29 protein-coding genes are annotated in these 26025 nt (G+C 58.6%); 17 read left to right on the top strand and 12 right to left on the bottom strand.

Features of this window, described 5'->3' with window-relative positions; all coding sequences use genetic code 11:
• Positions 1-116 precede the first annotated feature (116 nt).
• Entirely contained in the window at positions 117-758 is a 642-nt protein-coding gene (locus tag ACGYLD_RS14535; protein WP_394402954.1) for a Crp/Fnr family transcriptional regulator, read from the top strand.
• A gap of 117 nt (positions 759-875) precedes the next feature.
• Here the strand turns inward: ACGYLD_RS14535 and ACGYLD_RS14530 are convergent, their stop codons facing one another.
• From ACGYLD_RS14530 to ACGYLD_RS14495, 8 genes are all read right to left on the bottom strand, one after another.
• A complete protein-coding gene (locus ACGYLD_RS14530; protein ID WP_227512169.1) occupies positions 876-1739 on the bottom strand; it encodes a cation diffusion facilitator family transporter in 864 nt (287 codons plus the stop codon).
• An 85-nt stretch (positions 1740-1824) separates the two neighbouring features.
• Positions 1825-4170 (bottom strand): heavy metal translocating P-type ATPase, encoded by a 2346-nt coding sequence (locus ACGYLD_RS14525; protein ID WP_394402952.1) that lies wholly within the window; start codon positions 4168-4170, stop codon positions 1825-1827.
• Positions 4171-4291: 121 nt separating this feature from the next.
• On the bottom strand, positions 4292-4849 hold the full coding sequence (gene petA / locus ACGYLD_RS14520; RefSeq protein ID WP_009824465.1) for a ubiquinol-cytochrome c reductase iron-sulfur subunit: 558 nt from the start codon (positions 4847-4849) through the stop codon (positions 4292-4294).
• An 87-nt stretch (positions 4850-4936) separates the two neighbouring features.
• Entirely contained in the window at positions 4937-5527 is a 591-nt protein-coding gene (locus ACGYLD_RS14515; protein WP_227512171.1) for a TVP38/TMEM64 family protein, read from the bottom strand.
• 73 nt (positions 5528-5600) lie between these two features.
• Positions 5601-5744, bottom strand: a complete 144-nt coding sequence (locus ACGYLD_RS14510) for a hypothetical protein (protein WP_009824469.1) — start codon at positions 5742-5744, stop codon at positions 5601-5603.
• Positions 5745-5814: 70 nt separating this feature from the next.
• Positions 5815-7266, bottom strand: a complete 1452-nt coding sequence (locus ACGYLD_RS14505) for a multicopper oxidase family protein (RefSeq protein WP_043847217.1) — start codon at positions 7264-7266, stop codon at positions 5815-5817.
• A gap of 1 nt (position 7267) precedes the next feature.
• Entirely contained in the window at positions 7268-7735 is a 468-nt protein-coding gene (locus tag ACGYLD_RS14500; RefSeq protein WP_043847215.1) for a rhodanese-like domain-containing protein, read from the bottom strand.
• 39 nt (positions 7736-7774) lie between these two features.
• Positions 7775-8320 (bottom strand): calcium-binding protein, encoded by a 546-nt coding sequence (locus ACGYLD_RS14495; RefSeq protein ID WP_043847211.1) that lies wholly within the window; start codon positions 8318-8320, stop codon positions 7775-7777.
• A 196-nt stretch (positions 8321-8516) separates the two neighbouring features.
• Between ACGYLD_RS14495 and ACGYLD_RS14490 the strand changes: the two genes are divergently transcribed.
• From ACGYLD_RS14490 to ccmI, 4 genes are read left to right on the top strand one after another with little or no spacing between them, the layout of a single operon-like run.
• Complete coding sequence (locus ACGYLD_RS14490; RefSeq protein ID WP_043847210.1) at positions 8517-10517, top strand: heme lyase CcmF/NrfE family subunit; 2001 nt, start codon at positions 8517-8519, stop codon at positions 10515-10517.
• Between the two features lie 2 nt (positions 10518-10519).
• Positions 10520-11086, top strand: a complete 567-nt coding sequence (locus tag ACGYLD_RS14485) for a DsbE family thiol:disulfide interchange protein (protein ID WP_009824474.1) — start codon at positions 10520-10522, stop codon at positions 11084-11086.
• Entirely contained in the window at positions 11083-11553 is a 471-nt protein-coding gene (locus tag ACGYLD_RS14480; protein ID WP_009824475.1) for a cytochrome c-type biogenesis protein, read from the top strand. Before ACGYLD_RS14485 ends, ACGYLD_RS14480 begins: the two co-directional genes overlap by 4 nt.
• Complete coding sequence (ccmI, locus tag ACGYLD_RS14475) at positions 11550-12707, top strand: c-type cytochrome biogenesis protein CcmI (RefSeq protein WP_043847209.1); 1158 nt, start codon at positions 11550-11552, stop codon at positions 12705-12707. The genes ACGYLD_RS14480 and ccmI overlap by 4 nt, the downstream gene beginning before the upstream one ends.
• A gap of 280 nt (positions 12708-12987) precedes the next feature.
• Here the strand turns inward: ccmI and ACGYLD_RS14470 are convergent, their stop codons facing one another.
• From ACGYLD_RS14470 to ACGYLD_RS14460, 3 genes are all read right to left on the bottom strand, one after another.
• On the bottom strand, positions 12988-13299 hold the full coding sequence (locus ACGYLD_RS14470; RefSeq protein WP_037953520.1) for a DUF2933 domain-containing protein: 312 nt from the start codon (positions 13297-13299) through the stop codon (positions 12988-12990).
• Between the two features lie 119 nt (positions 13300-13418).
• Positions 13419-13961 (bottom strand): hypothetical protein, encoded by a 543-nt coding sequence (locus ACGYLD_RS14465; RefSeq protein WP_050672448.1) that lies wholly within the window; start codon positions 13959-13961, stop codon positions 13419-13421.
• 97 nt (positions 13962-14058) lie between these two features.
• Complete coding sequence (locus ACGYLD_RS14460; RefSeq protein WP_043847208.1) at positions 14059-14505, bottom strand: DUF411 domain-containing protein; 447 nt, start codon at positions 14503-14505, stop codon at positions 14059-14061.
• Between the two features lie 125 nt (positions 14506-14630).
• Here ACGYLD_RS14460 and ACGYLD_RS14455 point away from each other — a divergent pair, with 125 nt between their 5' ends.
• The 10 genes from ACGYLD_RS14455 to ACGYLD_RS14410 all read left to right on the top strand — a co-directional run bounded on the left by ACGYLD_RS14455 (position 14631) and on the right by ACGYLD_RS14410 (position 22674).
• Positions 14631-15350: a response regulator gene (locus tag ACGYLD_RS14455; RefSeq protein ID WP_050672447.1), complete on the top strand. Its 720-nt coding sequence runs from the start codon at positions 14631-14633 to the stop codon at positions 15348-15350.
• On the top strand, positions 15347-16789 hold the full coding sequence (locus tag ACGYLD_RS14450) for an ATP-binding protein (RefSeq protein ID WP_050672446.1): 1443 nt from the start codon (positions 15347-15349) through the stop codon (positions 16787-16789). The genes ACGYLD_RS14455 and ACGYLD_RS14450 overlap by 4 nt, the downstream gene beginning before the upstream one ends.
• Before the next feature lie 17 nt (positions 16790-16806).
• Positions 16807-17400: a L,D-transpeptidase gene (locus ACGYLD_RS14445; RefSeq protein WP_005619183.1), complete on the top strand. Its 594-nt coding sequence runs from the start codon at positions 16807-16809 to the stop codon at positions 17398-17400.
• A 128-nt stretch (positions 17401-17528) separates the two neighbouring features.
• Positions 17529-18101, top strand: a complete 573-nt coding sequence (locus ACGYLD_RS14440; RefSeq protein ID WP_043847205.1) for a L,D-transpeptidase — start codon at positions 17529-17531, stop codon at positions 18099-18101.
• On the top strand, positions 18101-18559 hold the full coding sequence (locus tag ACGYLD_RS14435; RefSeq protein ID WP_394402950.1) for a c-type cytochrome: 459 nt from the start codon (positions 18101-18103) through the stop codon (positions 18557-18559). The genes ACGYLD_RS14440 and ACGYLD_RS14435 overlap by 1 nt, the downstream gene beginning before the upstream one ends.
• 20 nt (positions 18560-18579) lie before the next feature.
• Positions 18580-19164: a cytochrome c gene (locus ACGYLD_RS14430; protein WP_037953571.1), complete on the top strand. Its 585-nt coding sequence runs from the start codon at positions 18580-18582 to the stop codon at positions 19162-19164.
• Positions 19165-19168: 4 nt separating this feature from the next.
• Positions 19169-20059 (top strand): cytochrome c, encoded by an 891-nt coding sequence (locus tag ACGYLD_RS14425; protein WP_009824485.1) that lies wholly within the window; start codon positions 19169-19171, stop codon positions 20057-20059.
• A 16-nt stretch (positions 20060-20075) separates the two neighbouring features.
• Positions 20076-21464, top strand: coding sequence for a multicopper oxidase family protein (locus tag ACGYLD_RS14420; RefSeq protein ID WP_050686572.1), 1389 nt, complete (start codon positions 20076-20078; stop codon positions 21462-21464).
• Positions 21461-21955 (top strand): cytochrome c, encoded by a 495-nt coding sequence (locus tag ACGYLD_RS14415; RefSeq protein WP_005619169.1) that lies wholly within the window; start codon positions 21461-21463, stop codon positions 21953-21955. The genes ACGYLD_RS14420 and ACGYLD_RS14415 overlap by 4 nt, the downstream gene beginning before the upstream one ends.
• Positions 21955-22674: a DsbA family protein gene (locus ACGYLD_RS14410; RefSeq protein WP_043847202.1), complete on the top strand. Its 720-nt coding sequence runs from the start codon at positions 21955-21957 to the stop codon at positions 22672-22674. Before ACGYLD_RS14415 ends, ACGYLD_RS14410 begins: the two co-directional genes overlap by 1 nt.
• An 8-nt stretch (positions 22675-22682) precedes the next feature.
• Here ACGYLD_RS14410 and ACGYLD_RS14405 read toward each other — a convergent pair whose 3' ends face one another.
• Complete coding sequence (locus ACGYLD_RS14405) at positions 22683-22877, bottom strand: heavy-metal-associated domain-containing protein (protein WP_043847225.1); 195 nt, start codon at positions 22875-22877, stop codon at positions 22683-22685.
• A 146-nt stretch (positions 22878-23023) separates the two neighbouring features.
• On the opposite strand from ACGYLD_RS14405, the gene ACGYLD_RS14400 reads away from it, so the two are divergent.
• Both ACGYLD_RS14400 and cueR read left to right on the top strand, forming a co-directional pair.
• A complete protein-coding gene (locus ACGYLD_RS14400; RefSeq protein WP_043847201.1) occupies positions 23024-25534 on the top strand; it encodes a heavy metal translocating P-type ATPase in 2511 nt (836 codons plus the stop codon).
• A 9-nt stretch (positions 25535-25543) separates the two neighbouring features.
• Positions 25544-25933: a Cu(I)-responsive transcriptional regulator gene (gene cueR, locus ACGYLD_RS14395; RefSeq protein WP_005619161.1), complete on the top strand. Its 390-nt coding sequence runs from the start codon at positions 25544-25546 to the stop codon at positions 25931-25933.
• The last annotated feature ends 92 nt before the right edge of the window (positions 25934-26025 follow it).

Raw genomic sequence — 26025 nt, 5'->3', positions numbered from 1 at the left:
GAAGGCGGACTGGCCGGTTTCCTGGGGCGTCGGACGCGTGACCCATGGATGAATGCATTTGTTGCGGCGTAACGGGTGTCGCAAGCAAGACAGCGAAGAGAACGGGTATCAGTCGCATGGACCAGCCTTTCCTGAGTGTATTCGGATTCAGCCTAGTACCTGATCGGACCCTGAAATATGATTTGGATCATATGATGCCTGAACCCTATAATCTCATACCGCCCTCCGCCTTGCGTCCGCTGACGAGGGCCGCAGGGGATACGGTCTTTCGTCAGGGCGCGCGGACCTGCGGCCTTTATGTTGTTAAGTGCGGGCGCGTTCATCTTGAGCGTGTCGGCCCGGATGGCGAACGATTTATCATCTACCGTGCCGAGCCCGGGATGAGCCTTGCCGAAGCATCGGTGTTTTCGGATAGATACCACTGCGATGCGGTCGTGGCGGAGGCTGGGGCGTTTGTACAGATCGACAAAGCGGCGGTCTTGTCTGCCTTTGCAGATCCGGATTTTGCACGCGCCTATGCGCGGCAAGCGGCACAGCGGATACAAGCGCAACGTCAGGCGCTTGAGATCGTAGGCATCCGCCGCGCAGAAGAACGGGTCTATGCCGGTATGGTGGCGGGCCTGCTTGAAAGCTCCGTTGTCGATTTTGCCAGCGCGCTGCACCTTTCGCACGAGGCCACCTATCGGGCCTTGCGAAAGCTTGTGAATGATGGCCGGATCGCAAATCCGACCCGGGGAACGTATCATTTGCGCCCCTGAATGGATCAGCCGGACCATGCCCGGTTCGAGATAACAAAAGGTGCGGTAGCAAAGCTTGGCGGGTATTTCGCTTGCCCGATAACAATGAGAATTGCTGCCCGCGACGATGACCTGTTTTCAAAGATCGCCGTTATGCCCTGTCTTACTGCTCGCCGCTGAAAGGTCGATTGCCTCAGCGCCGCTTTCGTCGAAGCACCGTGTTTCGATCTGCAGGGTTGCGAAAAAGAACCCGAAGTCCTTACGCAGCATGTCGTAGGCGGTTTGCAGGACCTCTTCTTGATCTGTGACACGCAGATGCGCGGAGAAGACATGCTTGCCACTTGTCAGCGCCCAGGCATGAATATGGTGAACATCGGAAACCTCGTGCAGTTCTTCAAGGGTACGTTTGATTTCAGGCAGACTCACTTCGGGAGGCGTGCCTTCCATCAAAAGATGCGCCGCTTCTTTCAGCAATCCCCAGCTCGCCCATAGCAGGACAAACCCGAACGCCATGCCAAGCAGCGGGTCGATCAGCAGAAACCCGGTGAATTCGATTGCGAGGGCGGTCACGATGATCAACAGACTGCCAACAAAGGTCTGGATGATATGCCAGAACGCTCCCTTCGTGTTCAGATCTTCCTTGCTTTGCTTCCAGATCAGCGCAAGCGAAATGAACTCCGTAAAGAGCCCCCCGGCAGCCGCAATCAGCATCGGACCCGTTGGAAGATCAATTGGCGCAGACATGCGCATGGCAGCCATCGCGATGACAACAACCGCCATGGCCAGCAAGAAGCCGCCATTCACAAGGGCGCCGATGATTTCGGCGCGCGCCCAGCCAAAGCTCCGCTCTTCATCCGCCGGACGCAACGCCATACGCGCCGCGACAATGGCGACCAGCACACCGCCCACGGCCGAAAAGGTATGGAACGCGTCGGAGATGACCGCGATTGACCCTGTCCATAGGCCAATCGCCAGTTCAATCACAAAATAGATGCCGGTCAACTAGGCTGATATCGCCAGCCCCTTGCCGCCGGACGGCATATGCCCCTGATGTCCGCCTGCCATCATCTATCTCCTTAGTTTGCGACTAAAGCCGTACCCGTCGCAGCCGCAGTGCATTGCTAATGACGGAGACCGAAGACAGGCTCATCGCGGCGGCGGCGATCATCGGCGACAGAAGAAGGCCGAAAAACGGGTAGAGAATACCAGCCGCGATGGGCACACCTGCGGTATTGTAGGCGAAGGCAAAAAACAGGTTCTGCTTGATGTTTCGCACCGTTGCCTTTGCCAATCGGCGCGCACGCACGATGCCGACAAGATCACCACCCAGAAGGGTGATGCCTGCGCTTTCCACGGCAACGTCGGCACCGGTGCCCATCGCAATGCCCACATCAGCCGCCGCCAGGGCAGGGGCATCGTTCACGCCGTCTCCTGCCATGGCGATCCGGGCCCCTTCTTGTCTGAGGGAGTCCACCAATGCCTTCTTGTCTTCGGGCAAGACGCCTGCGTGGACTTCATCAATACCCAGCTTTGCGGCGACGGCTTCGGCGGTTTTCTGATTGTCACCGGTTGCCATTATGACCCTGAGACCGAGGCGATGAAGGTCATCGATGGCGTCTGCCGTGGACTCCTTGATGGGATCGGCAACAGCGACAATGCCGGCAAAAGTGCCATCTATCGCCACAAGCATTGCTGTCTTTCCAGATTCACGAAGGTCGTCCGCAGCAAATTCCGCAATCGAAGCGTCAACGTTGATCTCTGCCATCATGGCGGGATTCCCAAGTGCCACGACCTGGCCATCGACCATGCCTTTCACGCCCTTGCCAGTCACGGCTTCGAATTCCGTTGCGTTCGGAAGCGTCAGCCCCCGTGCCAGCGCACCCTCGACTATTGCTTCGGCCAGCGGATGTTCGGAGCCCCGTTCGAGGGCCGCAGCCATTGTCAGCAGGTCATTTTCAGCCTTGTCCCCCGTGGGCACCACGTCTGTCAGCTTGGGGCGCCCTTCGGTGAGTGTTCCGGTCTTGTCAACGATGACGGTATCGACACGCGCCATGCGTTCCAGTGCTTCGGCGTCTTTGATCAGAACGCCAGCCTGTGCCCCGCGGCCCGCCGCCGTTGTGATCGAAATGGGCGTCGCAAGGCCCAAGGCACAGGGGCAAGCAATGATAAGAACGGATACGGCTGCAGTAACAGCGAAGGCGAGCGCGGGATCGGGCCCTAAGAACAGCCAGACAACGAAGGATATGATCGCAATGACGACAACCGTCGGAACAAAGACGGACGATACCCGGTCCGCCAGACCCTGAATCGGCGCGCGCGACCGCTTTGCACCTGCCACCATGTCCACGATCTGGGACAGGACCGTGTCCGCACCGACCTGTGTGGCCCGGATCGCCAATGTGCCGTTCTTGTTGATCGTGCCGCCTGTGACCCGGTCGCCTTGTGTTTTCTCGACCGGCAACGGCTCTCCGGTGATCATACTTTCGTCGATAGATGAATGCCCTTCGAGGACCTCGGCATCGACGGGTATGCTGTCGCCGGGGCGTACCCGCAACATGTCACCCTCAACAATGTGTTCGAGAGGTGCGTCATATTCCGTCCCGTCCGGCAGGATCCGCCGCGCCGTTTTTGGTGCGAGATCGAGCAATGCACGGATGGCATCACCCGTCCGTTCGCGGGCGCGCAACTCGAGCACCTGACCGACAAAGATCAGCGCAACGATCACAACCGCAGCTTCGTAATATGTCCCGACGCTTTGGCCGTTTCGATACGCTTCGGGGAAAATGCCGGGCAGGAATGTTGCGGCAAGCGAATAGATATAGGCAGCCCCGACGCCAAGCGCGATCAGGGTCCACATGTTCGGCGATATATTCCTGATCGATTCCCACCCCCTTTTGAAGAAGGGAAGAGCCGCCCAGAGAATGATCGGGGTTGCGAGGACGAATTCGATGTAGACAGCCGTCTGATGTCCGATCCATTCCCGCACAGGTAGGCCGACCAGTTCACCCATCGTCAGGATAACCAGCGGAACGGCGGCTGCCGCGCTGATCCACATGCGTGTTGTGAAATCGGACAACTCTTCTGACGGCTCGTCCGATGGAAGCATCGGTTCAAGCGCCATGCCGCAGATCGGACAGGACCCGGGCTCATCCTTCAGGATTTGCGGATGCATCGGGCAGGTCCATTGCGTACCGGCCTCGCCATGTGCTGGTGTCTTTTGGGCGTTTCCCGACGCATAGTAAAATGGGTCTTTGCCAAACTTGGTTTCGCAGTTTTCCGAGCAGAAATGAAAGACCTCTCCATCATACTCGGCACTGCGCGTGTCTTCGTCTATCTCGACGGTCATGCCGCACACCGGGTCGGTCGCTGTATCTGGGTCTGATGCGGTCGAGGTGCGCGTCATGTCGTGATGATGTTCTTGGTCCGTGGCCATCTTCTAATTCCCGTTTTCAAGACAATTGAACACATAACCCTTCCAGTTACTGGAGGGTCAAGACTCTTCCTACAACGCTGCGTATGAATTTTATGGGCCTTCGCGATGCGCGAAGCTCCTGTCAGCCCAGGGTCAGTATCATGTCTTCCGAAACGGACATCGTGGGAATATGCAGGTTCTCCGGTGCCGGACCCTTTCGAATGCGTCCTGCTGTATCATAATGGGAGCCATGACAGGGACAGAACCAACCACCAAAATCGCCGGCTCCGTCACCAAGTGGTACACATCCCAGATGCGTGCAAACGCCTATCATGACCAAGAAATTCTCATTTCCCGCCACTGCCCTGTTTGCATCGGTGGCCAGGTCATCTCCGGATATGTTGGGATTTCTGGCGACGGTATCAGGAAGGGAAAGCACATCTTCCGAACGGGCCTGCGCGATTTCCGCGTCGGTCCTGTGCCGGATGAACACCGGCTTGCCGAGAAAACTGACAGTCAATTGCGTTCCGGGTTCCACACCGGAGATATCGACGCGGATCTGGGACAGCGCGCGGACATCGGCGGATGGGTTCATCTGATTGAGCAATGGCCAGACCGCAGCCCCTACGGCAACCGCGCCCGTTCCGGCGGTGGCGTAGTACAGGAAATCCCGGCGGAGTTGTGGTGTTTGTGTATCCATAGCGATTCACGGTCGCAGCTTCCTGTGGGGGAAGGTCAATGGTAAAGTAGGCAATCACGGTTTTCATTTTTGCTGACATACTCAGACTTAGGAAGCGTTGGTTGACCGATTTGTTCGCCAGAGCGCTGCGACCAGCAACGGTGCGGCAGTCATCAATCCAAGACCGATGATGATCCACTCAGCAGTGCCGAAATCTCCCGACATGGCCTCTGCTCCGAAATGCGCGAGCAGGAAACTGGCTGGAAGAATGCCTGCCAGAGTTGCGATCAGGAACCGCCAAAGGCGCAGGCGGCTGAGACCGGCAGCGTAGCTCATTGCGTCAAACGAGATGAAGGGCAAGAGGCGAGACGCGAACACCGTCAACATCAACAGATTTTGAGAGCCCAATAACCCGAAACCGGCCTTATCCCCAAGCCAGCGCTCAACGTGGTCGCGCCCGATATAGCGGGCGATGATGAATGCCACGAGTGCACCCAGTTCCGACCCGATGGCGACATAGACAGCTCCGGCAACATGACCATACGCCGCGCCTGCCACCAGTGCGACCGGTGCACTTGGAATGGGGCTTGCCACGATCGAAACCATCATGAGCACGATGATGAGCAACGGTCCCAAAGCGCCGGCCCGCTCTATCCAGACCTCGATAGTCTCGCGGGCTATCGCCGGGCCATATCCCATTGCCCATATGGCTATCAAAAGTACGCCAAGCGCAACCACCAACCATAGCCCAACCCGATGCAGGCGCGGTTTGCTAAGCGGCATGGAGCACCAAAAGAAAGAGAGCTGCGAAGACAATTGGCCTTTGCTCGGGCAAGATGAAATGCATAGGCGCAGAGATGACGATCAACAGCCCGCCGGCGAGGGTCAGCCGCTTGATGTGCAATTCGGTTTTCATCTCAAACCTCTATCGAGGAATAGGATTCCCCTAAAGGTTCCTGTCAGCGGAGGGTAAAGGGATTTCTGCGCTAAGCAACACTGAATTGCCCCATCATGCCGCCGTCTTCGTGTTCCAGAATGTGGCAGTGATACATGTAGGGCGCAGCCGCTGAGGCAGGTTTTTCGAATTTCATCGCAAGCTCCACTTCACCATCCACCAGTACCGTATCCTTCCAACCCCTGTTCTCTGCACGCGGTGCCGTACCGTTTTCCGACAGGACCTGAAACCGGACGCCGTGAACATGGAACGGGTGCATCATCATGGCCCCACGCACAATCCAACGCTCGATGCTGTTGAGTTTGGTGGAAAAATTGAGCGTTCCCGAATCGTATGACGCGCCGTTGATCGAAAATCGGTTACCGGACCGCGAGAACATCATCCCCATGCCCATCGACATATCCAGTGACAGACGTCGGACTGGCGCGTCCTTGACCGCAAGATCAGGCAACTGCCCGTCCAGAGAGCCGGGCAGGGCGTCGATGCGAACCGGAAGGGTTGTGTCGACAGCGAAAGGCAGCACGGTGAATGGACTGCCGGAACCGCCGCCGCCCATCATTCCGCCCATGGCCGAATTAATGATATCGTCGGACTTCAAAACACTGTCCCGCCCGCTTGTGAAATCCACAAGCACTTCTGCGCGCTCTCCTGGTGCAAGGGTCAGGCGGTTCAGCGCAATCGGTCGATCCAGAAATCCGGCATCTGTCGCGATGAGATGAAGCGACCGGCTGTCAGACATGGACAGGCGGTAAACCCGCGCATTCGAGCCGTTGACGACACGGCACCGCACGATCCCCTTCGGAACCGCTGCCGACGCGCCGATTTGACCGTTCACAACCATTGTGTCGCCCTGAAACCCGTTCATGGACTGGTGCATCCCGGGATCGTATTTCAGGCGTCCGCGCCAGTTGAACTGACGGTCCTGCAATACAAGGGTCAGATCATCGACCCCGTAGGCGGATGGCAATCCACGGGCGTCATCCGCGTCATCCGTCACCTGCAGAACACCCGCCAGCCCCAGCATGACCTGCCGTGCCGTCGCGCCGTGAATGTGGCTGTGATACCAGGCCGTTGCCGGGGGCTGGTCAAGGTCCAGCACCGGCTTCCAGGTGTCTCCCGGTGCGATGGCCTGATGTGGTCCGCCATCGAACTCACCGGCAACAACCAACCCGTGCCAATGCGCCGACATCGGCTCGCCAAGCGTGTTGTGCACCTCTGCCCGTGTCTCGACCCCGGCCTGCACCCGGATCGTCGGGCCAAGGTATCCCTGGTTGTAGCCGAACGTTTCGCTGGCGGCACCGTCGTCAAAACGGGTCTCGCCCGTGCGGGCTTCCAGCTGAAAAAGCCGGGATGTCGTCGCATCGAGAAGGGGAGGATACGCGAGCCTCTTGTCCGATGCCGCGAATGCAGCCGATGGCAGGGCAAATGCAGCCCCAAAGCCTGCGGCATGGCCCAACAGTTCTCGACGGTTCAACAGTTTCACTTCAACTCAATTCCTCTGGCAGCGCCGCCAGAGCCATATCGACACTGACGACCGGATAACCGCCCGCGATCCAGCCCGGTCCGGCGGCAGAACCGAGCATGCCTTCGGATACGTCAAGAAAGCCGCTGTAGCCAGCCTGCCGAAGACTTCGCATGACGCGGCCAGACCGCCCGCCTGTCGCACAGATGAGCGCGACAGGCCGCCCTTCGGCCCGTTCCCGGGCGGCAAAAAGCCGCTCGGCGAAACGGTCCTCATGCAGGCTGATGGGCCAGGTACCGTCGGCAACGCCGGTGTCGGTCCATTCCGGTCGCGACCGAACGTCGATCATCCGGATCAGGTCCTGTTGCAGCGCATCTGCTGCCATGTCCGCCGACCAGACCTCGGCGGTCTGGGCGACAGCCGAGAAAGGTGCAACGGAACTGGCCAACATCGCAAGGCTTGCGCCGCGGCGCGTCAGAAAGAAGGCCATAATTTGCCCCCATCAAGCTGAGTGCCGCAGGCTTGACCCTTATTCGCTGTCATGATGACCTTCCATGTCCGTTCCGGTGGAAGTACCGTTCATTTTGCTCATCCGTGTACCGGCATCTTCCATCTCGTCCTGAGAGATCTGGCCGTTACCGTCCGCATCGAGATGCTGAAAGCGATCTACCATGCGCGCGCGCATTGCGTCCATATGCAAGGCTTCGAACTCGTCAAGTGTCAACGCTCCATCGGAATTCGCATCGAACTCCCGCATTTTTTCGGACATCTGCGCGGCCATTTCATGAGGCTGTCCACCGGACATCATTGTCGACATCATGTCCCGATCCATCATTCCCATCATGTTGCCCTGGCCACCCATCATAGCGGCATGCATCTTCATCATTTTTCGCATCATCGGCATCATGTCCCCGCCCATCATGCCCATCTGATTGTCGCCATCGCCCATCGCCATGCCGGACATATTCCCGCTGTCAGGCTTGCTGTCGGCAGCCCCGTCGGATTCCGCAAATGCTGTTTGCGCCATGCCAACCGCGATCACCACGCCAAGCGCAATAATTTCTTGTTTTTTCATTTCTCATTCCTTTCAGACTTACCCTAGATACATTGGCGTTATAGCGCTTTGATTAAAGGCCAAGCGCGGGCCGTTTTGTAATCATTTGTCACAGCATCCTGTTACAAACGGTGACAAAGCAACCACTCACAGTTCGCCGGACGATTTGCTAGACAGACGTCGATCCAGTGAATTCATTGAAGAGGCTGATGATCCTTTGACACCTGAAATCGGTCATTTCGCGCTGGCACTGGCCTTGGCCATGGCGCTTGTTCAAAGTGTGCTGCCCATCCTCGGTGCGGGGCGCGGAAACATCCTGTGGATGCAGTCTGCCAGATGGTCCTCGTTCGGTCAGGTTTTCTTTGTCGGCATCGCGTTTCTGGCGCTGATGCAAGCCTTCGTCACAAGCGACTTCACGGTCAAGAACGTGGTGGAGAATTCCAATTCACTCAAACCGATGCTGTTCAAGGTGGCAGGCACCTGGGGCAGTCACGAAGGATCCCTGTTGCTGTGGACCCTTATCCTGACGGTGTTTGGTGCGGCGGTCGCCCTCTTCGGATCGAACATTCCTCTGTCGCTGAAGGCAAGAACGCTGTCGGTGCAGGCCTGGATCAGTGTCGGTTTCCTGACTTTCATGCTGCTGACGTCCAATCCCTTCGACCGCGTTTTCCCTCCGGCAGACGACGGTCAGGACCTCAACCCATTATTGCAGGATGTCGGTCTCGCCATGCACCCGCCGCTTCTCTACTTCGGGTATGTCGGGTTCTCGATTGTCTTTTCGTTCGCGGTTGCCGCCCTGATCGAAGGGCGGGTGGACGCGGCCTGGGCACGGTGGGTACGTCCGTGGACGCTGGCTGCCTGGATGAGCCTGACCGCAGGCATCGCGCTGGGATCCTGGTGGGCCTATTATGAGCTTGGCTGGGGCGGCTGGTGGTTCTGGGATCCCGTTGAGAACGTCAGTTTCATGCCATGGCTGATGGGCACGGCACTGCTGCATTCCGCAATCGTGACGGAGAAACGGGATGCGTTCAAAAGCTGGACAATCCTTCTGGCGATCCTGACTTTTTCCCTATCGCTCTTGGGCACGTTCATTGTCCGATCGGGCCTGCTGACCTCTGTGCATGCATTCGCGGTCGACCCGGAAAGGGGACTTTATATCCTTGGATTGCTGGCCGTTTCGATCGGCGGTTCCCTTGCTCTGTTTGCCTGGCGCGCGCCGACAATGGAGCCCGGCGGCCTGTTTAAGCCGATCAGCCGGGAAGCGGGGCTATTGGTGAACAACCTGCTGCTGGCCACGGCCACCGGCATTGTGCTGTTCGGCACCTTGTACCCGCTCTTCTACGAAGCCGCGACGGGCGGTGAAAAACTGTCGGTGGGGCCGCCCTTCTTCAATGCGTCCTTTATTCCCGTGATGCTGCCGCTCGTCTTTGCGATGGGGCTGGGGCCTTACCTGTCCTGGAAACGTGCCGATCTGGCGGGCGTTCTGCAGCGGTTGCGTTTCGTGGTCGTTCTGGCCGTGCTCGCGACATTGGTGACCTGGTATCTCGCCGAGGGCGGTCCGGTGTTGGGGTATCTGTCGCTGATGCTTGCATTCTGGCTGTTTTTCTCAACCCTGCGGGAATGGGCGATGCGCATAAAGCTGTTTGAGGCACCGTTCCCGGAATCGGTGCGCCGTGCACGCAACCTGCCCAGATCCTCTCATGGGATGACACTGGCTCATGCGGGGCTCGCGATGGCGATGTTCGGATTTATCGGCTCGACGGTCTGGAAATCCGAGGAAATCATCTTTGTCCGGCCCGGTACAGAGGTCAGCATTGGTGGGTTCGATGTCACCTTTGAGGGGGCCGAACGTGTGCGTGGGCCAAATTACTTCGCGGATCGTGGCACGCTTCGTGTGGCCCGGGAGGGGAACTATGTCACCGATCTCTTCCCGGAGCGGCGTACCTATCCGGTCGCGCAAACCACCACCACAGAGAGCGCCATCAGATCGACAATGGCCGGTGATCTCTATGCGTCCATCGCAAATCCGGCCGCCGAGGACGAGAGCACGCAAGGGGCTTGGACCCTGCGCATCCTGTATGAACCTCTGGTCAACTTTATCTGGATCGGATCGGCGATGCTTGTGCTTGGTGGGGGTCTTTCGCTGTCTGACCGGCGGTTGCGCGTCGGGGCACCCCGTCGCAAGGCGACAGCGCCCGCAGCACTTCCTGCGGAGTAGGCATGGGACGTATACTGGCATTCATTCCGCTGGCAATCGCGGCCATTTTCGGGGGGTTTTTTCTGTGGGGCTTGAACCCGGACCGGGACCCGAACAACATTCCTTCGGTTCTGATCTCGCAGCCGGCACCCGAATTCGATCTGGCCGCTGTCGACGGGTTGGAGACGCCAGGGCTTTCCCGCGCCGATCTGGTCGGGAACCCGCGACCGGTCATCGTGAACGTGTTTGCCTCGTGGTGCGTGCCCTGCCGGGCCGAACACGGGGTTCTGACCCAGATGGTCGAAAAGGACGGGCTGACGTTGTTCGGGATCAATTACAAGGACAAGCCGGAGGATGCGACTAAATGGCTTGCTGAGCTTGGCAATCCCTACGAAAGGATCGGGTCTGATCTGAGCGGCAGAGTGGGGATTGAATGGGGCCTTTCGGGCGTACCTGAAACATTCATTGTCGGCTCTGACGGGACGGTGTTGTTCAGATATGTCGGCCCCGTCGTGGGCGAAACGGCGATTTCCACATTCAGGGAAGCATTGATCCAGGCTGGCGCGTTAGCAAGGGGCCAGAACGGATGAGGTATATCGCATTTGCTTTCCTCCTGCTGCTTCCGGTGACGGCCTTGGCGGTCGAGCCAGACGAGATGTTGCAGGATCCTGTACTGGAGCAACGCGCCCGTGAAATATCACGGGAACTGCGCTGCGTTGTCTGCCAGAATCAGGACATCGACAGCTCCAACGCCGGGGTTGCGCGGGACCTGCGCATACTGGTGCGCGAAAGGCTTGTTGCCGGTGACAGCGACAAGGAGGTCATCGCGTACATCCACGCCCGGTATGGCGATTATGTCCTGATGCGCCCGCCCCTGAATCGCGCCACTCTCGCGCTCTGGATGGCGCCCTTCGTGTTTGCGCTTGTTTCGCTGCTTGTCGGCTGGACCGTCATTTCGAGAAGCCGGCGCAGGGCTGCCGCAACGGGATTTTCCGATGACGAAAAAGCGGAAATTGCGCGTTTCATTGAAGAGAACGCTTCAAAGGACGGTTCATGATCTGGTTGGTTTTCGCCCTGTTATCCGTTGTAGGTCTGCTTTTCATGGGCCTGCCGCTGCGCCATCGGTCGTCGCGGACACCCGTCCCGGCTGACGCCACGGATGCGGTCCTCATGGATCAGTTGGATGAGGTTCGGCGGGATCTTGAGCGCGGTGTCATTTCCGACACCGAGGCCACGGCGGCGGAGCAGGAGATCAAGAGACGGATCCTCGTGCAGTCGCGCCGGTCCGTTCTGTCAGATGGGAAACCGGCGGCAGGGGGCCGCTTGATGGTCGTTCTGAGCGCAGTGTTCGTGCCGGTCTTCGCTTTTGGATATTACTCCGCAATGGGCTCGCCAGAGATCCCAGGTGTCGCCTTTGCCGAACGTGCCACTGAACGGCAGGAAGCGGCGGAAATCGCCGAATTGACAGATCGTCTGTACGTCCGGCTCAGTTCAGACCCCGAAGGCGGGCCTTCGGAAGGCTGGATGCTGCTGGGGCAAACCTATTCGAAAATGGGCCGGTATGCGGATGCAGCCGATGCATATAGAGTTGTCGCACAACGACCGGAGGCCGATTCCGCCGTCTTCTCCATGTTGGCCGAGGTTCTGATCTACGCAGAGCAAGGTGTGGTGACACCTGAAGCGGACACCGCGATTGATCGGGCGTACGAACTGGATCCTTCCAATCCCGGTGCTGCCTTTTTCAAGGCAGTCTCGCTCGAGCAGAAGGGCGATGAGGCTCGGGCTCACGAAACGCTGGTGGCCCGGCTGGACGATGCGGATAGGTTTTTCCCGTGGATGGAAAGCTTTGTTGGCGAAGCCAACCGGATTGGCGCGAAGATCGGCAAGGCTCCGATCTCGCTGGCCGACTATGCCCCGAAGACCAGTGCGTCCGGCCCGACACAGGAAGACATCGAAAACGCGCAGGACATGAGTGTGGAGGAACGACAGGATTTCATCCGCTCGATGGTCGAACGGCTGGCCACGCGGCTGGAAGATGAGCCTGACGATCTTGATGGATGGATGCGGCTTGGCAATGCCTATTCGGTTCTGGGTGATACCGCGCCGGCAATCGCGGCGTTTGAACACGCTGAAATCCTGTTGTCGGAGGTGCCGGGAGATGACCCGCGCCGTCAAGCCGTGCAAAGCGCGTTGGAACGGTTGCGCCCGTAGTGGCGTGGGCGACCGTCGCTGTGCAGGTGAATGTGAGGCAGGATCAAGGTTTGGCGCTTAATCGAAAGCCCATCCGGTCCGGCCGTCGTCACAGACTATTTCGTGGGTAGTACCTTCAGACTGACCGACCAAGCGACATCCTACGGGAAGCATGACGTCGTGTGCCGCATCCCGTGTCACGGAAGGGGGCTCAAGTGGGCAAAGCTTGCCCGAGGCCGACTGGGCACAACCGCCGAGGGCCAGAATACCTGCAATCGGAATTCCGATTGTCAGCCGCGTTCTAGCGGGCGCGTACCAGTTCTCGTTCGGGAGCTTGGCCATCTTCAAATTCTGCATCCACAGTCGCCTCGTTCGCCTGTTCAACTCTTGACCCGTGACACGACTTTCCCATCATCCTGTGCATGACGACATGCGCACCAAGACAAAGTGCGAGCGGCGCAAAAAGGCCGACGTTGCCCCACAGACCCGCGATCGTGCCGCCTGCAATAAAGAATGCGGCGACTGGAAACAACATAACGGCACAACAGGCCATCATACCATACTGCATCAGTTTCGATGAACCGGTGGATTTTTGACTTTGATTGTCAGACATGTAGCTCTCCAGAATATGCTCGTGTTCTTCTGCGACATTCCAGTGAGGCAAGGTCAAGGGTACATTCGGATACAATTTGATCAGATGACAGCCTGCGGGTCGTTGACCAAGTTGGCCCGTCAGGTTGCCAGATCCAACGCATAGGACAGGAATGTGACGAGGGGGATCGGGGTCAGGCTGAACAGCAAGGCCATGCTCATTGTCCTGAACATGGTAGGCTTCGATGCCTCGCCAGAAGGTTCTGTCAGAACCACCAGAAGCGCGATGAAGGTGCCGGGCGCCAGGGCATAGAGATATACGCCCGAGATGTTCCCAAACATGAACGACCGCTCGAGCGTTGGTCCGACCACGCTCAAAGCTGTTGCACGGCTGCCGTTGAACGAGCCGAACAGATCGGCCGACATCACATAGACGGCAATGTGAACCCCAATGAATGCGACACTCCGCAGCAGGCCATCTAAAACCAGGTAAACAATCGGCCGATGCTGGTACTGCTTCAGCGCGACCGATGCGGAAACGAACCCCAAGTAATTCACGAGGAAAACGACCACAAACCCATTGGTAAAGACCTGCCGGAGGAAGCGCGAGAGCGCGGTCCCATTCGTCAGCAGCAGCGTCGCAAAACCAGGCGTTGCGAGGATGTAGACAAGCAGGAACGGCAATATGCTTGCCAAGCTCAGAACGGATACGTTCCAACAAAATCTGCCGAATGGTAAGGTCGGCGAAAAACTTTGTCGGAACGTATCGCGGGCAAACACGTCAGCCGTGGGTTGCGAAGACTTGCGTCGACCCATCCATCAGTACAAGCAGCACATCATAGGGATCACCTTGGGGGCCCATGCCGGGCGAACCCATGGGCATTCCCGGTGCTGTCAGTCCGCGCGCGACAGGTTTTTCGCTCAGCAACCGCCCGATGTCAGCCGCAGGCACGTGACCCTCGACGAAATATCCGCCCACGGACGTAGTGTGACATCCTGCCAGTTCCGGCGCGATGCCGTGTTTCTGCTTCAGAACCTGAAGCGTGTCGTAATCCACGTCCTCGACCGATGCCTTGAAACCGGCAGCGATCATCTCATTTACCCAAGCGCCGCAGCAGCCGCAGGTCGGTGTCTTTGTCACCTGCAACGTGGGTGCGGCGGTTTGCGACAAAGCAGGCCCGGCCAAGGCCAGGCTGAGTGCCGTAAGGCCAAATTCACGTCGGTTCACTTAAAACTCCTCGATGTTCTTCCTTAAATAGTTGCTCGGTATCCCGAAGTCGACTGCCCGCGCTGTTACATTTGGCTACAAACACGGGATGGGCGTCCCTTGGTGAAAATGACTATGTTGGCGGCATGAGCGATCTGCCACGCATCCTTGTCGTCGATGACCATTCAGAGATTCGGAAATCCGTCACCAGTTATCTGGAACGCAACGGCATGCGTGCTTCAGCGGCGGAAAATGCAGTTGAGATGGACGCAAGGCTGGCGGAAGCGCATTTCGATCTGATTGTCCTCGATGTGATGATGCCGGGGGAAGACGGGCTGTCCGCGTGCAGGCGATTGCGCAAGGAAGGGCATATTCCGATCCTGATGCTGACCGCATTGGGTGACGACGAAGACCGCATCGCGGGTCTGGATGGCGGGGCAGACGATTATCTCGCCAAGCCGTTTAATCCCAAGGAACTGGTGGCGCGGATCAACGCGATATTGCGTCGGACGCAGCTGATCCCAAAACCGAATGGTTTTGCGGGGAAAACGTTGAAGTTTGCACACCTAAAGCTGGATTTCGATGGCCGCACACTGATTGACCAAGGCGGTTCGCGTACGCAACTTACATCCGGTGAACTCAAACTCCTGACCCTGTTCCTGCAAAGGCCAAGGACGGTCATTGGCCGCGACGAGCTGCTCAAATTGAGCACCGGCCGGGTCGCCGGTCCATTGGACCGAACCATCGACAATCAGGTGAGCCGGTTGCGCCGGAAGATGGAAGAGGACGTTTTGCGCCCGAAGATCATCGCGACTGTCCGGCATGGGGGGTATAGTCTTTCCTGCGATGTCGAGATTTGCGAATGAAGCTGCTTCCGCGGACGTTGCGTGCACAGATTGCCCTTCTGGTCCTCGGTGTCTTGATCCTCGCGCAAGCTCTGAGTCTTTGGTTTTTCGTTGATGAACGCTCGTTAGCCATTCAGGCCGCCATCGGTGCCGAAGCCGCCGGAAGGGCCGCAAATGTCGCACAGTTGATTGAAGGCGCACCCCCGGAATTGCATGCCCAGATCGTCCGCGCGGCAACGTCTCCGCTCGTACGGTTCGACCTTACAGACGAGCCGTCGGTTGCACACGGACAACACGATGACGGTGGAGCGGTCGAAGCGCGGATACGGGCACTGCTTCAGGAAAGCTACAGCCGGGATATCCGGGTTGAGGTTCATGAAATCGAGGGAGGTCTGCTGCCCCTTCCGAACCTGTCACCGGAAATGGCGCAAATGCACGCCGAAATGATGCAGGGCAGCCTTGCGGCCATCGAGATGGAGCTGTCCATTGCGCTGTCCGGTGGGAATTGGCTCAACATCGAGACGCGGTTCGAACGGCCGCCTCTGCAAAGGTCGCTGGCGTCCAACATATCCTTTGCACTGACTGCGGGACTTCTGCTGGTTGCAAGTTTCTGGTTTCTCCTGTCCCGATTGACCGGACCACTCAACGATCTCGCGACTGCGTCCGAACGTCTGGGTCGCGGCGCCGCCAAGGGCGATCTGCCGGTCGTAGGGCCGAAGGAAGTTCGGGATCTGACCCGATCATTCAACATCATGCAGGATCGCCTGACGCGATTTGTCAGTGACCGGACCCAGATGCTTGCAGCGCTTGCGCATGATCTGCGCTCGCCTTTGACGGCGCTTAGGGTGCGGGCCGAAATGGTGGACGACGAAGACACGCGCACGTCCTTGGTGGCGTCAAGTGAAGAGATGCAACGGATGGTCGATGCGACCCTCGATTTCGCGAAGGGCGTCGGACAGCATGAAGAGGTCCAATCGGTTGATTTGCACGATCTGATCACTGGTATGGGCTTGGACAAGGTTCAGGTGACCAGCCAAGGTCCACTCATCGTATCCGTGAAACCAAGCGCGATGGGGCGCGCGTTGAGAAACCTGATTGAGAACGCGATCCGCTACGGGAGTGAGGCCAGGGTTTCGTGGCAACGCATGGGCAGTGAGGTAGTGGTCGCCATCGACGATCAGGGGCCCGGTATTCCCGACAATCAGCTGGAGGCTGTTTTCGGACCCTATGTCAGGCTCGAGACGTCGCGATCACAGGATACCGGCGGTCATGGCCTGGGGCTGTCGATTGCGCGCAGCATCATCCTTGAGCACGGTGGTTCTATCGAACTGAAAAACCGCACTGATGGGGGTCTGCGCGCTGAAATCACGCTGCCCGTCAAACAAAGCGCCGAGTCAGCCCCGAAAGAGGAAGGCTCGCCACATATGGCGCGGGTTGTTCGTCACCTCAAACCCGACTAGTTTAGTGAGGCAAGTATATGAAACGAAGATATTTCCTGACTTCTGTTGCAGCTCTTTCGGTGAGTGGAAAAACAGCATTCGCGCATAGTGACGCAGAGCACGACCGGCGCGTCGGGCCATCTGTGGTGCCCCCGGAGCAGTTGCCGCGCCAGGTTCCGTTCACCGAGGCAGACAAACCGGGAGAAATACATGTCGATCCGAACCAGTTCGCTTTATTTTGGACTTTGCCGAACAATCGGGCAATCAGGTATACCGTCGGAATTGGCCGGGAGGGGCTCTATGAATCCGGCGAGTTCTATGTCGCGCGCAAGCAAAAGTGGCCGCGGTGGACGCCCACACCCGCCATGATAGCCAGAGATCCTGACCGATATCTTCGTTTTGCGGGCGGTGTGCCCGGTGGGCTGAACAATCCACTCGGTGCCCGCGCCTTGTATCTTTACCAGCCAGGGCGTGGGGACACCTACCTGAGAATTCACGGCACAACGGATCCGAAGACGATTGGTCGACGTGTCTCAAACGGCTGTGCAAGGCTTACCAATAATCAGATCATCGAACTCTATGAGAAGGTCCCGCTCGACACGCGTGTTGTCCTGAAACCCATCGAGGTTTGAGGCAGCAGCGCGAAGACGTGTCCGTTGGCCGGGATACATATCGTTACATAATATCAGGCCCCGGACTGTTCATGAAATGCGACCAGGCGGGTAGTCTAGTGGATAGGCAGACAACAACATGAGGCCATATGATGACCCGCAAGCAAACACGTGTAACGCGTCGAGCATTCACGGCAGGTGCCGCATCGGCAGCTTTCGCGGCCCCGTCCATCCTGCGTGCGCAGGTGGATCAAACCAGTGTCCGAAGGAATATCTCATCGTTTCGTACACACGCTTGGCAAGACCACTTTGACGCTTTGGACAAGGGTATCATCATCGCAGACACCGTTACCCGCGTGATGCAACACTGGACGGCCGATGGCGAAATGCGCATTTATCCGACATCGGTTCCCTTGTCTGACGAGCTGACAAAGCGCGGCTACACGACAGTCACGTTCAAGGACCCCGAACCTGACTGGACCCCTACACCCTCCATGCGCGAACGTGACCCGTCTTTGCCAGCCTATATGCCGCCCGGGCCGGATAACCCGTTGGGCGTCCGTGCCCTGCACCTGAGTTGGACGTACTACAGGATTCACGGCACCCATGATACGCGCAAGATCGGAAGACGCTCTTCAAGCGGGTGTATCGGTCTCTACAACGAGCAAATCATCGAGGTGTTCGAAAGGACACCGGTCGGCACGCAGGTACGATTAATCTGATGTCGAAGTCCGGCATCCTGATTGCGGCGTTTTTTGTCGTCGGTGGCGCGGTTGTGATCTGGCAGCAATTGCAGCCATCGTCTTCGATGCCCGGCCACACAATGACAACGCCTGATCTTTCGCAGACGGAAGAGGGCGCGCCGATTGCAGACGTGGTTGTGCCTGCTGAATTCTCAGCAAATGCCCGATTGGGAAAGCGTGTTTTCGATGGCGCTTGCGCCGCTTGTCACGGTGCGAATGCTGCCGGACAGAATGGCGTGGCACCGCCGCTTGTCCACAAGATCTATGAACCGAGCCATCACGGTGACGCCGCTTTTTTGCTTGCCGCGAAACAAGGTGTCAGAGCGCACCATTGGAAGTTTGGCAATATGCCGCCAGTTGAAGGCGTCACGCCCGGCGATGTGAAGATGGTTGTTGCATATGTGCGGGAACTTCAGCGCGCCAACGGGATCAATTGACAGGAATGACCAACTTGAACATGAAGATATGGATTACTGCCATTGCGATCGGGACGACCGGCGTTGCTGCCTTGGCGCATTCCGGAGCAACCGGCGTGGTGCTGGAGCGGATGCAGGGCATGTCCGCGATGGCCAAAACACTCAAGACGCTATCACCCATGATGCGGGGTCAGGTACCTTATGACGCCGATGTCGTCCGCAGGGAAGCTGGCGCGATGATCGGCCATGCCGGTGAGCAAATGACGCGACTGTTTCCTGAAGGCTCGGGTGGCGGAGTGTCCAAGGCGTTGCCGTCGGTCTGGGAAAACAGCGAAGAGTTCGCGGCCCTTGCGCAAGAGTTGAGAACAGCCGCCGAAGGATTGAAGTTGAGCGCAGGCAATGGGTTGGCCGCAGCACAGGGCAACGGTAGCGAATCAATGATGGGCGGCGCCACTGACGGGATGATGGGTGGCGGGTCCGCGCCTGCAATGGGAGGGGGCATGATGGGATCGGACCTTCCCATGACGACCGAGATGTTTGCGGACATGCCGACCGACCGTGCGTTCGCGATGGTCGCCCAGACCTGTTCGGCCTGCCACCAGAAGTTCCGCAAAGAGGACAAGTGATCAGATGCGGTGGTGGCGTTGGATCATCGGTGCGGGGGTCGTCGGCGGCATCGGCGTTGTCGCGGCAACGATAGCCTGGCCGATCGGTGCGCCAGTCTCGGACCTGACCCTGCAAGGCGATGCCCAGCGGGGGTCGTATCTGGCGCGCGCCAGTGGATGCATTGCGTGCCACACCAACTTTGAAGCTGGCGGGGCGCCATTGGCAGGAGGAGCGCCACTCCGGACCGATTTCGGGACATTCTATCCGCCAAATCTGACCACCGATGTCGAATTCGGGATTGGCGGCTGGACAGTAGAAGAGTTTGCAAAAGCGGTAAGGCAGGGAATTTCCCCGGACGGAGACCCCTATTATCCCACCTTCACCTACCCGTTTTATGCAAATTACACGGATCAGGACATTGCCGATCTGTGGGCCGCGTTCCAGACCGTGCCAGCCGTGAATGTGCCGACCCCGTCCCATGAGGTGCCTTTTCCGTTCGATCAGCGATGGGGGATGAAACTTTGGCGGGCGGCTTTTCTGACAAAGCCTGACACCGCACCAGAGGCGGACCGAAGCGATGCTTGGAACAGGGGCAAGCTGCTGGTCAACGGGGCGGCACATTGTGCTGCCTGCCACACAACGCGGAACTTTGCAGGCGCACGCATAGTATCGAAGAGGTTTTCCGGCAACGACGCCTTGCCGGGAGGTGGCAAAGCACCTTCGATCCGGACGCGCGATCTTGTGTCCGAAGGCTGGACAACAGACGATATGGCTTATGCATTGCGATCTGGCATAACGCCGTCTGGCGACGTATTTGGTGGATCAATGGCCGAAGTCGTGCGCTATGGCACGGGCTTTCTGAGCGACGCAGACCTGAATGCGATGGCCACCTACCTGCTGGACAACAAATCATAATCTTGGGAACCCACGAATGATCACGCTCAATCGCCGCCAATTTCTGGCAACATCTGCTGCGTTCAGTGGTCTGTCGGCCAGCACTGGATTTGCGGGCACGCCATTCGCGACCCTGACAGCCCAGCAAAGCGACGTGCAGCTGCTGCCCGGCAACTATGGCAAGACATCGCTTTGGTGCTTTGACGGCGGCTCACCCGGTCCGGAGATTCGCGTGGCGCAGGGGGGGCGTGTCCAGCGCAGATTGGTCAACCGGTTTTCTCAGGGAACGTCGACGCATTGGCACGGCATCCGCATCGACAATGCGATGGATGGCGTTTCCGGCCTGACACAGGATGTGGTCCAGCCGGAGGAAACATTCGACTATGACTTTACTGTCCCGGATGCCGGGACCTATTGGTACCATGCCCATAATAGGTCGTTTGAGCAGGTGGGCAGAGGGCTTTACGGTGCACTGATCGTGGAAGAGGCCGAGCCTCTCGACATTGATCGCGAGGAAGTCCTGATCCTGGATGATTGGCTTATTGACCCCGAAACCGCGCAGATCAAAGACGACTTCGGAGCGCCTCATGATCTCAGCCACGCAGGGCGCATCGGCAACCTGCTGACGACCAATGGAACCTTCAATCTGGGCCTGAGTGCACGCAAGAACGAAAGACTGCGCTTGCGGCTGATCAATGCTGCCAATGCGCGCAATTTCCAACTGGGGCTGGAAGGCCTTGACGGTTGGGCGGTTGCTTTGGACGGCATGCCCCTGGCTGCACCCATTAAGGTGACGGAGCCGATGATCCTCGCTCCGGCTCAACGGATCGACCTGATCGTCGATGTGGTCGCGGATGTTGGTGAAACGGCTCATATTCTTCAGTTCGGCCGGGAAGAGGCCTTCAGCCAGGTTACATTCGAGGTCGTTGAGTGGGGCTCGAAAAATCGTCGAGACGCGCCTTTGGCCTTGCCGCCGAACGACCACAGGATGGTCGACTTGAGTGAAGCCACGATGCTCAGCCTGAGTATGGAAGGCGGTGCCATGGGGCGGATGAGGTCCGCTTCCCTTGGGGGCGAACTCAAGCCGATCGGCGAGATCGTCGAGGCCGGGTATTTCTGGTCGTTCAACGGCAAAGTGGACGGGATCAACGGTGATCCCCTTGCGCGGCTGGACCGCGGCCAGAATGTACGATTGAAGATCGTGAACGACACGGCGTTTCCGCACGCGATGCACCTGCATGGCATTCACTTCCACGAGGTCGCCGAAAACGGCACCCTCGGACCGCTGCGTGACACGACCCTTCTTGAACGGGGTCAGACGCGCGAGATTGCCTTTGTGGCGGACAACCCGGGCCAATGGCTGCTACATTGCCACATGCTGTCGCATGCGGCTTCGGGCATGATGACCAAGATCGTCGTTGGATGACCCCGCGATCCGTCTATCTTGCGTTGGGCGTAGTTACCGTTGCGGTGGCTACCATATTCCTGTGGACCCGGTCCGGCGGAACCGACCATACGGCGGAAAACCTCATCAACTCCTCAGCCGATGTGGCCGCGGGCGAAGTCCTCTATGCCGAAAATTGCGCCGCGTGCCATGGCGCAAATCTGGAAGGTGAAGAAAACTGGCGCAGTCCGCGTGATGACGGAAGCCTGCCCGCACCGCCGCATGATGCAAGCGGCCACACTTGGCACCACGCGGACAGCATGCTGTTCGCCTACACCAAGCTGGGGGGCGCCGAGGTTCTCGCGGCGCAAGGCGTTGACTTCAACAGCGGCATGCCCGGTTTCGGCGACCAACTGAGCGACGGGGAAATCTGGGACATCCTCGCATACATCAAGTCAACATGGCCGGAGCGTGAACGCGCCACGCAAGCCGAGCGCACGGCCCAGGATATTGCCTCACAAGGAGACGGATAATGAAAAGATTCTTGGCTACCACCGCACTGTTAATGCTTCCGATCGCTGCGATTGCAGACGGCATGGACGAAGACCGGATCAAGGAACTGGTGCTGGAAGCCATCCGCGAGAATCCGGGCATCGTGTTCGAGGCCGCGCAGTTGTTCGAACAGCAACAGCAGGCGTTGCAGGCGCAAGCCGCAGCGCAGGTTTTCGATACGGAAAAAGCCACGCTTGAAAATGATCCCAATGCGCCCGTTCTGGGCAATCCGGATGGCGATATCACGGTTGTCGAATTCTTCGACTACAACTGCCCCTATTGCCGCCGGGTTAAACCTGAAATGGAGGCCCTGCTCGCTGCTGATCCCAACGTCAGGGTCGTTTACCGGGAATGGCCCATTCTGGGGGACGGGTCGGTTTTTGCCGCCCGCGCGGCGCTGGCGTCCCGAAACCAGGGCAAATATGAAGAGTTTCATTGGGCCATGATGCAACTGAAGGAACGCGCAGAGGAAGCATCGATTCTCCGCACTGCGGAAGACATCGGCCTCGATGTTGCACAGTTGCGTCGCGACATGAACGGACCGGAAATCGAAGAACACATACAGACTTCCATGCGGCTTGCGCAATCTCTGGGGTTCAGTGGCACACCTTCATTTGTGATCGGCGACAGTCTTGCGCCGGGCCTGATCCAGGCGGACCAGATGATCGAGCTTGTCGATCAGGCACGGGCCGCCGAATAAGGACAATCCTACGCGGCTGAAGCGTCGTAGCCAGCGTCAGCGATGGCTTGCCGCACGGTCGCCTGTTCCAATGTGCTTTGGACAGTGACAAGGCGAAGGTCCAGATCGGCCGTGACAACGGCTGATGGATCCTTTGCCTTGATGCCGCTTTCTATAGCGGATGTGCAGTGTCCACAGCTCATTTTCGGGACGGAAAAAATCATGAAGGCCTCCATTTTTGGTACAACCTCAGACTTGGTCGTTCCATCGGGAGGAAGGTCAAGCAAATATCAAAAAAAATTAGATACTCTCTTGAGCTTCCAGCAACTGGAAGCCCTATATCAGGGTAAGTTCAACCGAGGAGGCCCTCATGACCGACCCCAATACGATACGTCTATCCGTTTCCGGCATGAACTGTGCGTCTTGTGTGGGCAGGGTTGAGAAGGCTTTGAACGAGGTTCCGGGCCTTTCGAACGTCAGTGTCAACCTTGTGAACGAAACGGCTCAATTTCAGATGGATAATCCGGCCACCACGGGCGTGGCGGTCACGGCCCTCTCGAACGCCGGATACCCGGCACGGACGGGGCGCGTAACATTGAACGTAGACGCCATGTCCTGCGCGTCCTGTGTCGGTCGGGTTGAAAAGGCGCTTGTACGGACACCCGGCGTATTGAATGCGGCGGTCAATCTGGCAACCGAAACGGCTGTGGTAGAGTATCTGCCAGATGCCATCACCCCGGAAAAGATTGCCCGGATCAGTACGGAGGCGGGGTACCCGGCCGAGATTGCGCAGAGCGATGCGCACGAGGACCGATCGGACCGCAAGGCAGAAGAAGCCGACGCGCTGGCGCGCCGTGTCATCCTTGCCGCGATCCTGACCGTGCCGGTGTTCGTTCTGGAAATGGGAAAACATACCATACCCGGCTTTGAGGGCCTGATTGAGAGCACAATCGGCATTCAAACGTCATGGCTGATCCAATTCGCGCTTGCCACGGTGGTTCTTTTCGGACCGGGTTGGGGGTTCTTTGCGAAGGGCATTCCGGCGTTGATCAAGCGTGCCCCGGATATGAACAGCCTTGTCGCACTGGGAACCGGGGCGGCGTGGACTTATTCCGTAGTCGCGACCTTCCTGCCTCAGGTGCTGCCTGACGGTGTGCGCGCCGTCTATTTCGAAGCAGCGGCGGTTATTGTCGTTCTGATCTTGTTGGGTCGCTGGCTTGAAGCGCGGGCCAAGGGCAAGACCGGTGCAGCCATTCAGGCCCTTCTTGGTCTGCAGGCAAAGACAGCCAGGGTCCTGCGTGACGGGCAGGCGACCGAGGTTGACATCAAGGAACTGCGGATCGGCGATCAGATCCTCGTGCGTCCCGGTGAAAGGCTGCCTGTCGATGGCGAGGTCACAGAAGGATCAAGCAACGTCGATGAAAGCATGATCACCGGTGAACCCCTCGCCGTGCCAAAGGCTGCTGGCGAACCGGTGACCGGCGGCACGGTGAACGGCACCGGGAGCCTGACCATAACGGCGACGCGAGTCGGGGCGGATACCACGCTGGCGCAGATTATCCGCATGGTCGAAGATGCTCAGGGGGCCAAGCTGCCGATCCAAGGCCTAGTGGATCGCGTGACCATGTGGTTCGTGCCTGCCGTTCTGGTTCTGGCGCTTGCGACTGTGGTTGTCTGGCTGCTGGTCGGTCCCGATCCGGCTCTGACCTTTGCGCTTGTGGCGGGTGTCTCCGTTCTGATCATTGCGTGCCCCTGCGCCATGGGGTTGGCCACGCCCACCTCGATCATGGTGGGGACAGGACGCGCGGCTGAGATGGGGGTGTTCTTCCGCAAGGGAGATGCGCTGCAACATCTGGATGAAGTTGGCGTTGTCGCATTGGACAAGACCGGGACGGTCACGCAAGGGCAACCCAGTTTGACAGACCTCATCACGGCCGACGGCTTTGACCGGGCAGAGACACTCGCCCTCATCGCATCTGTCGAGGCGCAGTCTGAGCACCCGGTGGCAGAGGCCATTGTGCAGTCCGCAAAGAGCGAAGGCCTGTCCTGGCCCGATGCGACGGAATTCCGGTCCGTGACCGGCTACGGTGTCGAGGCGCTTGTCCAGGGCCGCAAGGTTCATGTCGGTGCGGATCGCTTCATGGTGCAGCAGGGCATTGACACCAGCCCGCTGGAAGACCGCGAAAGGGCCTTGGCCGAAAAGGGACGCACCGCGCTTTATGCTGCGGTGGACGGATCCCTGGCGGCCGTGATTGCCGTGGCAGACCCGGTCAAATCCTCCAGCGCCGAAGTGATCGCAGCTCTGCATGATCGAGGGATCAAGGTCGCGATGATCACCGGAGACAAGAAGGCCACGGCAGATGCCATCGCCCGCGAGGTCGGGATCGACCATGTCATTGCAGGGGTGTTGCCGGATGGAAAAGTCGCCGCCCTGGACGAATTGCGGCAAGGGAACAGCAAGATCGCCTTTGTCGGAGACGGCATCAACGACGCGCCAGCGCTGGCCCATGCCGATGTCGGCATCGCCATCGGAACCGGCACGGATGTCGCAATCGAAAGCGCCGACGTGGTGTTGATGTCGGGCGACCTGCGCGGCGTGGTGAATGCCATCGACGTGTCGCGCAAGACCATGCGCAACATACGGCAGAACCTTATCTGGGCCTTTGGCTATAACGTCGCGCTGATCCCTGTGGCGGCGGGCGCGCTTTACCCGGCCTTTGGATTGCTCCTGTCGCCGGTGTTTGCCGCCGGGGCCATGGCGCTGTCCTCCGTGTCGGTTCTGACCAACGCGCTGCGGCTGCGACGGATCAAGGCGACGATGTCGGAACAGGATCCGCCCCACGACGCGGAGACGAAATTCGCAACGCAGCCCGCAGAATAGGAGACAGGTGTGAACATCGGAGAAGTATCAGAACGCGCGGGTTTGCCAGCGAAGACAATCCGCTACTACGAAGACATCGGCCTTGTCCGGCCTTTGCGCAGCGACAACGGCTATCGCGCCTTTCGCGACAGCGACATCCACAAGCTCGCATTTCTCGGTCGCGCCAGGACGTTCGGGTTCTCGATCGAAGACTGCCGCACGCTGCTTGATCTCTATGAAGATGAGACGCGGGAAAGTGCACAGGTCAAGGCTGTCGCTCAAGAGCATCTGGCCGCCGTTGACGAAAAAATCGCCCAGCTCAAGTCGATGCGAGAGACCCTGGCTCACCTCGTTGACGCCTGCCAGGGCGATCACCGCCCCGATTGTCCAATCCTGAAAGATCTGGCCAAAGACCCGTAACGCACGATGCCTGGGCCAGACATTTATGGGGTTTCATGCCGTTTCGATATATCGTCTTGAAACCCTCCAGCGCTGGAATGTTGTTCCTCCAC

The organism is Sulfitobacter sp. 1A12056, from assembly GCF_043558125.1.
Lineage (GTDB): Bacteria > Pseudomonadota > Alphaproteobacteria > Rhodobacterales > Rhodobacteraceae > Sulfitobacter > Sulfitobacter faviae.
The sequence above is the reverse complement of the archived record's forward strand: the minus strand, read 5'-3'. Positions and strand labels throughout refer to the sequence as shown.

Excerpts from the sequence above, each read along its gene's own strand:
- ACGYLD_RS14435 (WP_394402950.1), top strand. The coding sequence starts at position 18,101 with ATGTCGAAGTCCGGCATCCTGATTGCGGCGTTTTTTGTCGTCGGTGGC.
- ACGYLD_RS14485 (WP_009824474.1), top strand. The coding sequence starts at position 10,520 with ATGGGACGTATACTGGCATTCATTCCGCTGGCAATCGCGGCCATTTTC.
- ACGYLD_RS14455 (WP_050672447.1), top strand. The coding sequence starts at position 14,631 with ATGAGCGATCTGCCACGCATCCTTGTCGTCGATGACCATTCAGAGATT.
- ACGYLD_RS14510 (WP_009824469.1), bottom strand. The coding sequence starts at position 5,744 with ATGAAAACCGAATTGCACATCAAGCGGCTGACCCTCGCCGGCGGGCTG.
- ACGYLD_RS14440 (WP_043847205.1), top strand. The coding sequence starts at position 17,529 with ATGATGACCCGCAAGCAAACACGTGTAACGCGTCGAGCATTCACGGCA.
- ACGYLD_RS14500 (WP_043847215.1), bottom strand. The coding sequence starts at position 7,735 with ATGGCCTTCTTTCTGACGCGCCGCGGCGCAAGCCTTGCGATGTTGGCC.
- ACGYLD_RS14470 (WP_037953520.1), bottom strand. The coding sequence starts at position 13,299 with ATGTCTGACAATCAAAGTCAAAAATCCACCGGTTCATCGAAACTGATG.
- ACGYLD_RS14420 (WP_050686572.1), top strand. The coding sequence starts at position 20,076 with ATGATCACGCTCAATCGCCGCCAATTTCTGGCAACATCTGCTGCGTTC.
- ACGYLD_RS14410 (WP_043847202.1), top strand. The coding sequence starts at position 21,955 with ATGAAAAGATTCTTGGCTACCACCGCACTGTTAATGCTTCCGATCGCT.
- ACGYLD_RS14515 (WP_227512171.1), bottom strand. The coding sequence starts at position 5,527 with ATGGGATATGGCCCGGCGATAGCCCGCGAGACTATCGAGGTCTGGATA.
- ACGYLD_RS14450 (WP_050672446.1), top strand. The coding sequence starts at position 15,347 with ATGAAGCTGCTTCCGCGGACGTTGCGTGCACAGATTGCCCTTCTGGTC.
- ACGYLD_RS14535 (WP_394402954.1), top strand. The coding sequence starts at position 117 with ATGGACCAGCCTTTCCTGAGTGTATTCGGATTCAGCCTAGTACCTGAT.
- ACGYLD_RS14405 (WP_043847225.1), bottom strand. The coding sequence starts at position 22,877 with ATGATTTTTTCCGTCCCGAAAATGAGCTGTGGACACTGCACATCCGCT.
- ACGYLD_RS14445 (WP_005619183.1), top strand. The coding sequence starts at position 16,807 with ATGAAACGAAGATATTTCCTGACTTCTGTTGCAGCTCTTTCGGTGAGT.
- ACGYLD_RS14525 (WP_394402952.1), bottom strand. The coding sequence starts at position 4,170 with ATGGCCACGGACCAAGAACATCATCACGACATGACGCGCACCTCGACC.
- petA (WP_009824465.1), bottom strand. The coding sequence starts at position 4,849 with ATGGATACACAAACACCACAACTCCGCCGGGATTTCCTGTACTACGCC.
- ACGYLD_RS14495 (WP_043847211.1), bottom strand. The coding sequence starts at position 8,320 with ATGAAAAAACAAGAAATTATTGCGCTTGGCGTGGTGATCGCGGTTGGC.
- ACGYLD_RS14430 (WP_037953571.1), top strand. The coding sequence starts at position 18,580 with ATGAAGATATGGATTACTGCCATTGCGATCGGGACGACCGGCGTTGCT.
- ccmI (WP_043847209.1), top strand. The coding sequence starts at position 11,550 with ATGATCTGGTTGGTTTTCGCCCTGTTATCCGTTGTAGGTCTGCTTTTC.
- ACGYLD_RS14415 (WP_005619169.1), top strand. The coding sequence starts at position 21,461 with ATGACCCCGCGATCCGTCTATCTTGCGTTGGGCGTAGTTACCGTTGCG.
- ACGYLD_RS14480 (WP_009824475.1), top strand. The coding sequence starts at position 11,083 with ATGAGGTATATCGCATTTGCTTTCCTCCTGCTGCTTCCGGTGACGGCC.
- ACGYLD_RS14425 (WP_009824485.1), top strand. The coding sequence starts at position 19,169 with ATGCGGTGGTGGCGTTGGATCATCGGTGCGGGGGTCGTCGGCGGCATC.
- ACGYLD_RS14400 (WP_043847201.1), top strand. The coding sequence starts at position 23,024 with ATGACCGACCCCAATACGATACGTCTATCCGTTTCCGGCATGAACTGT.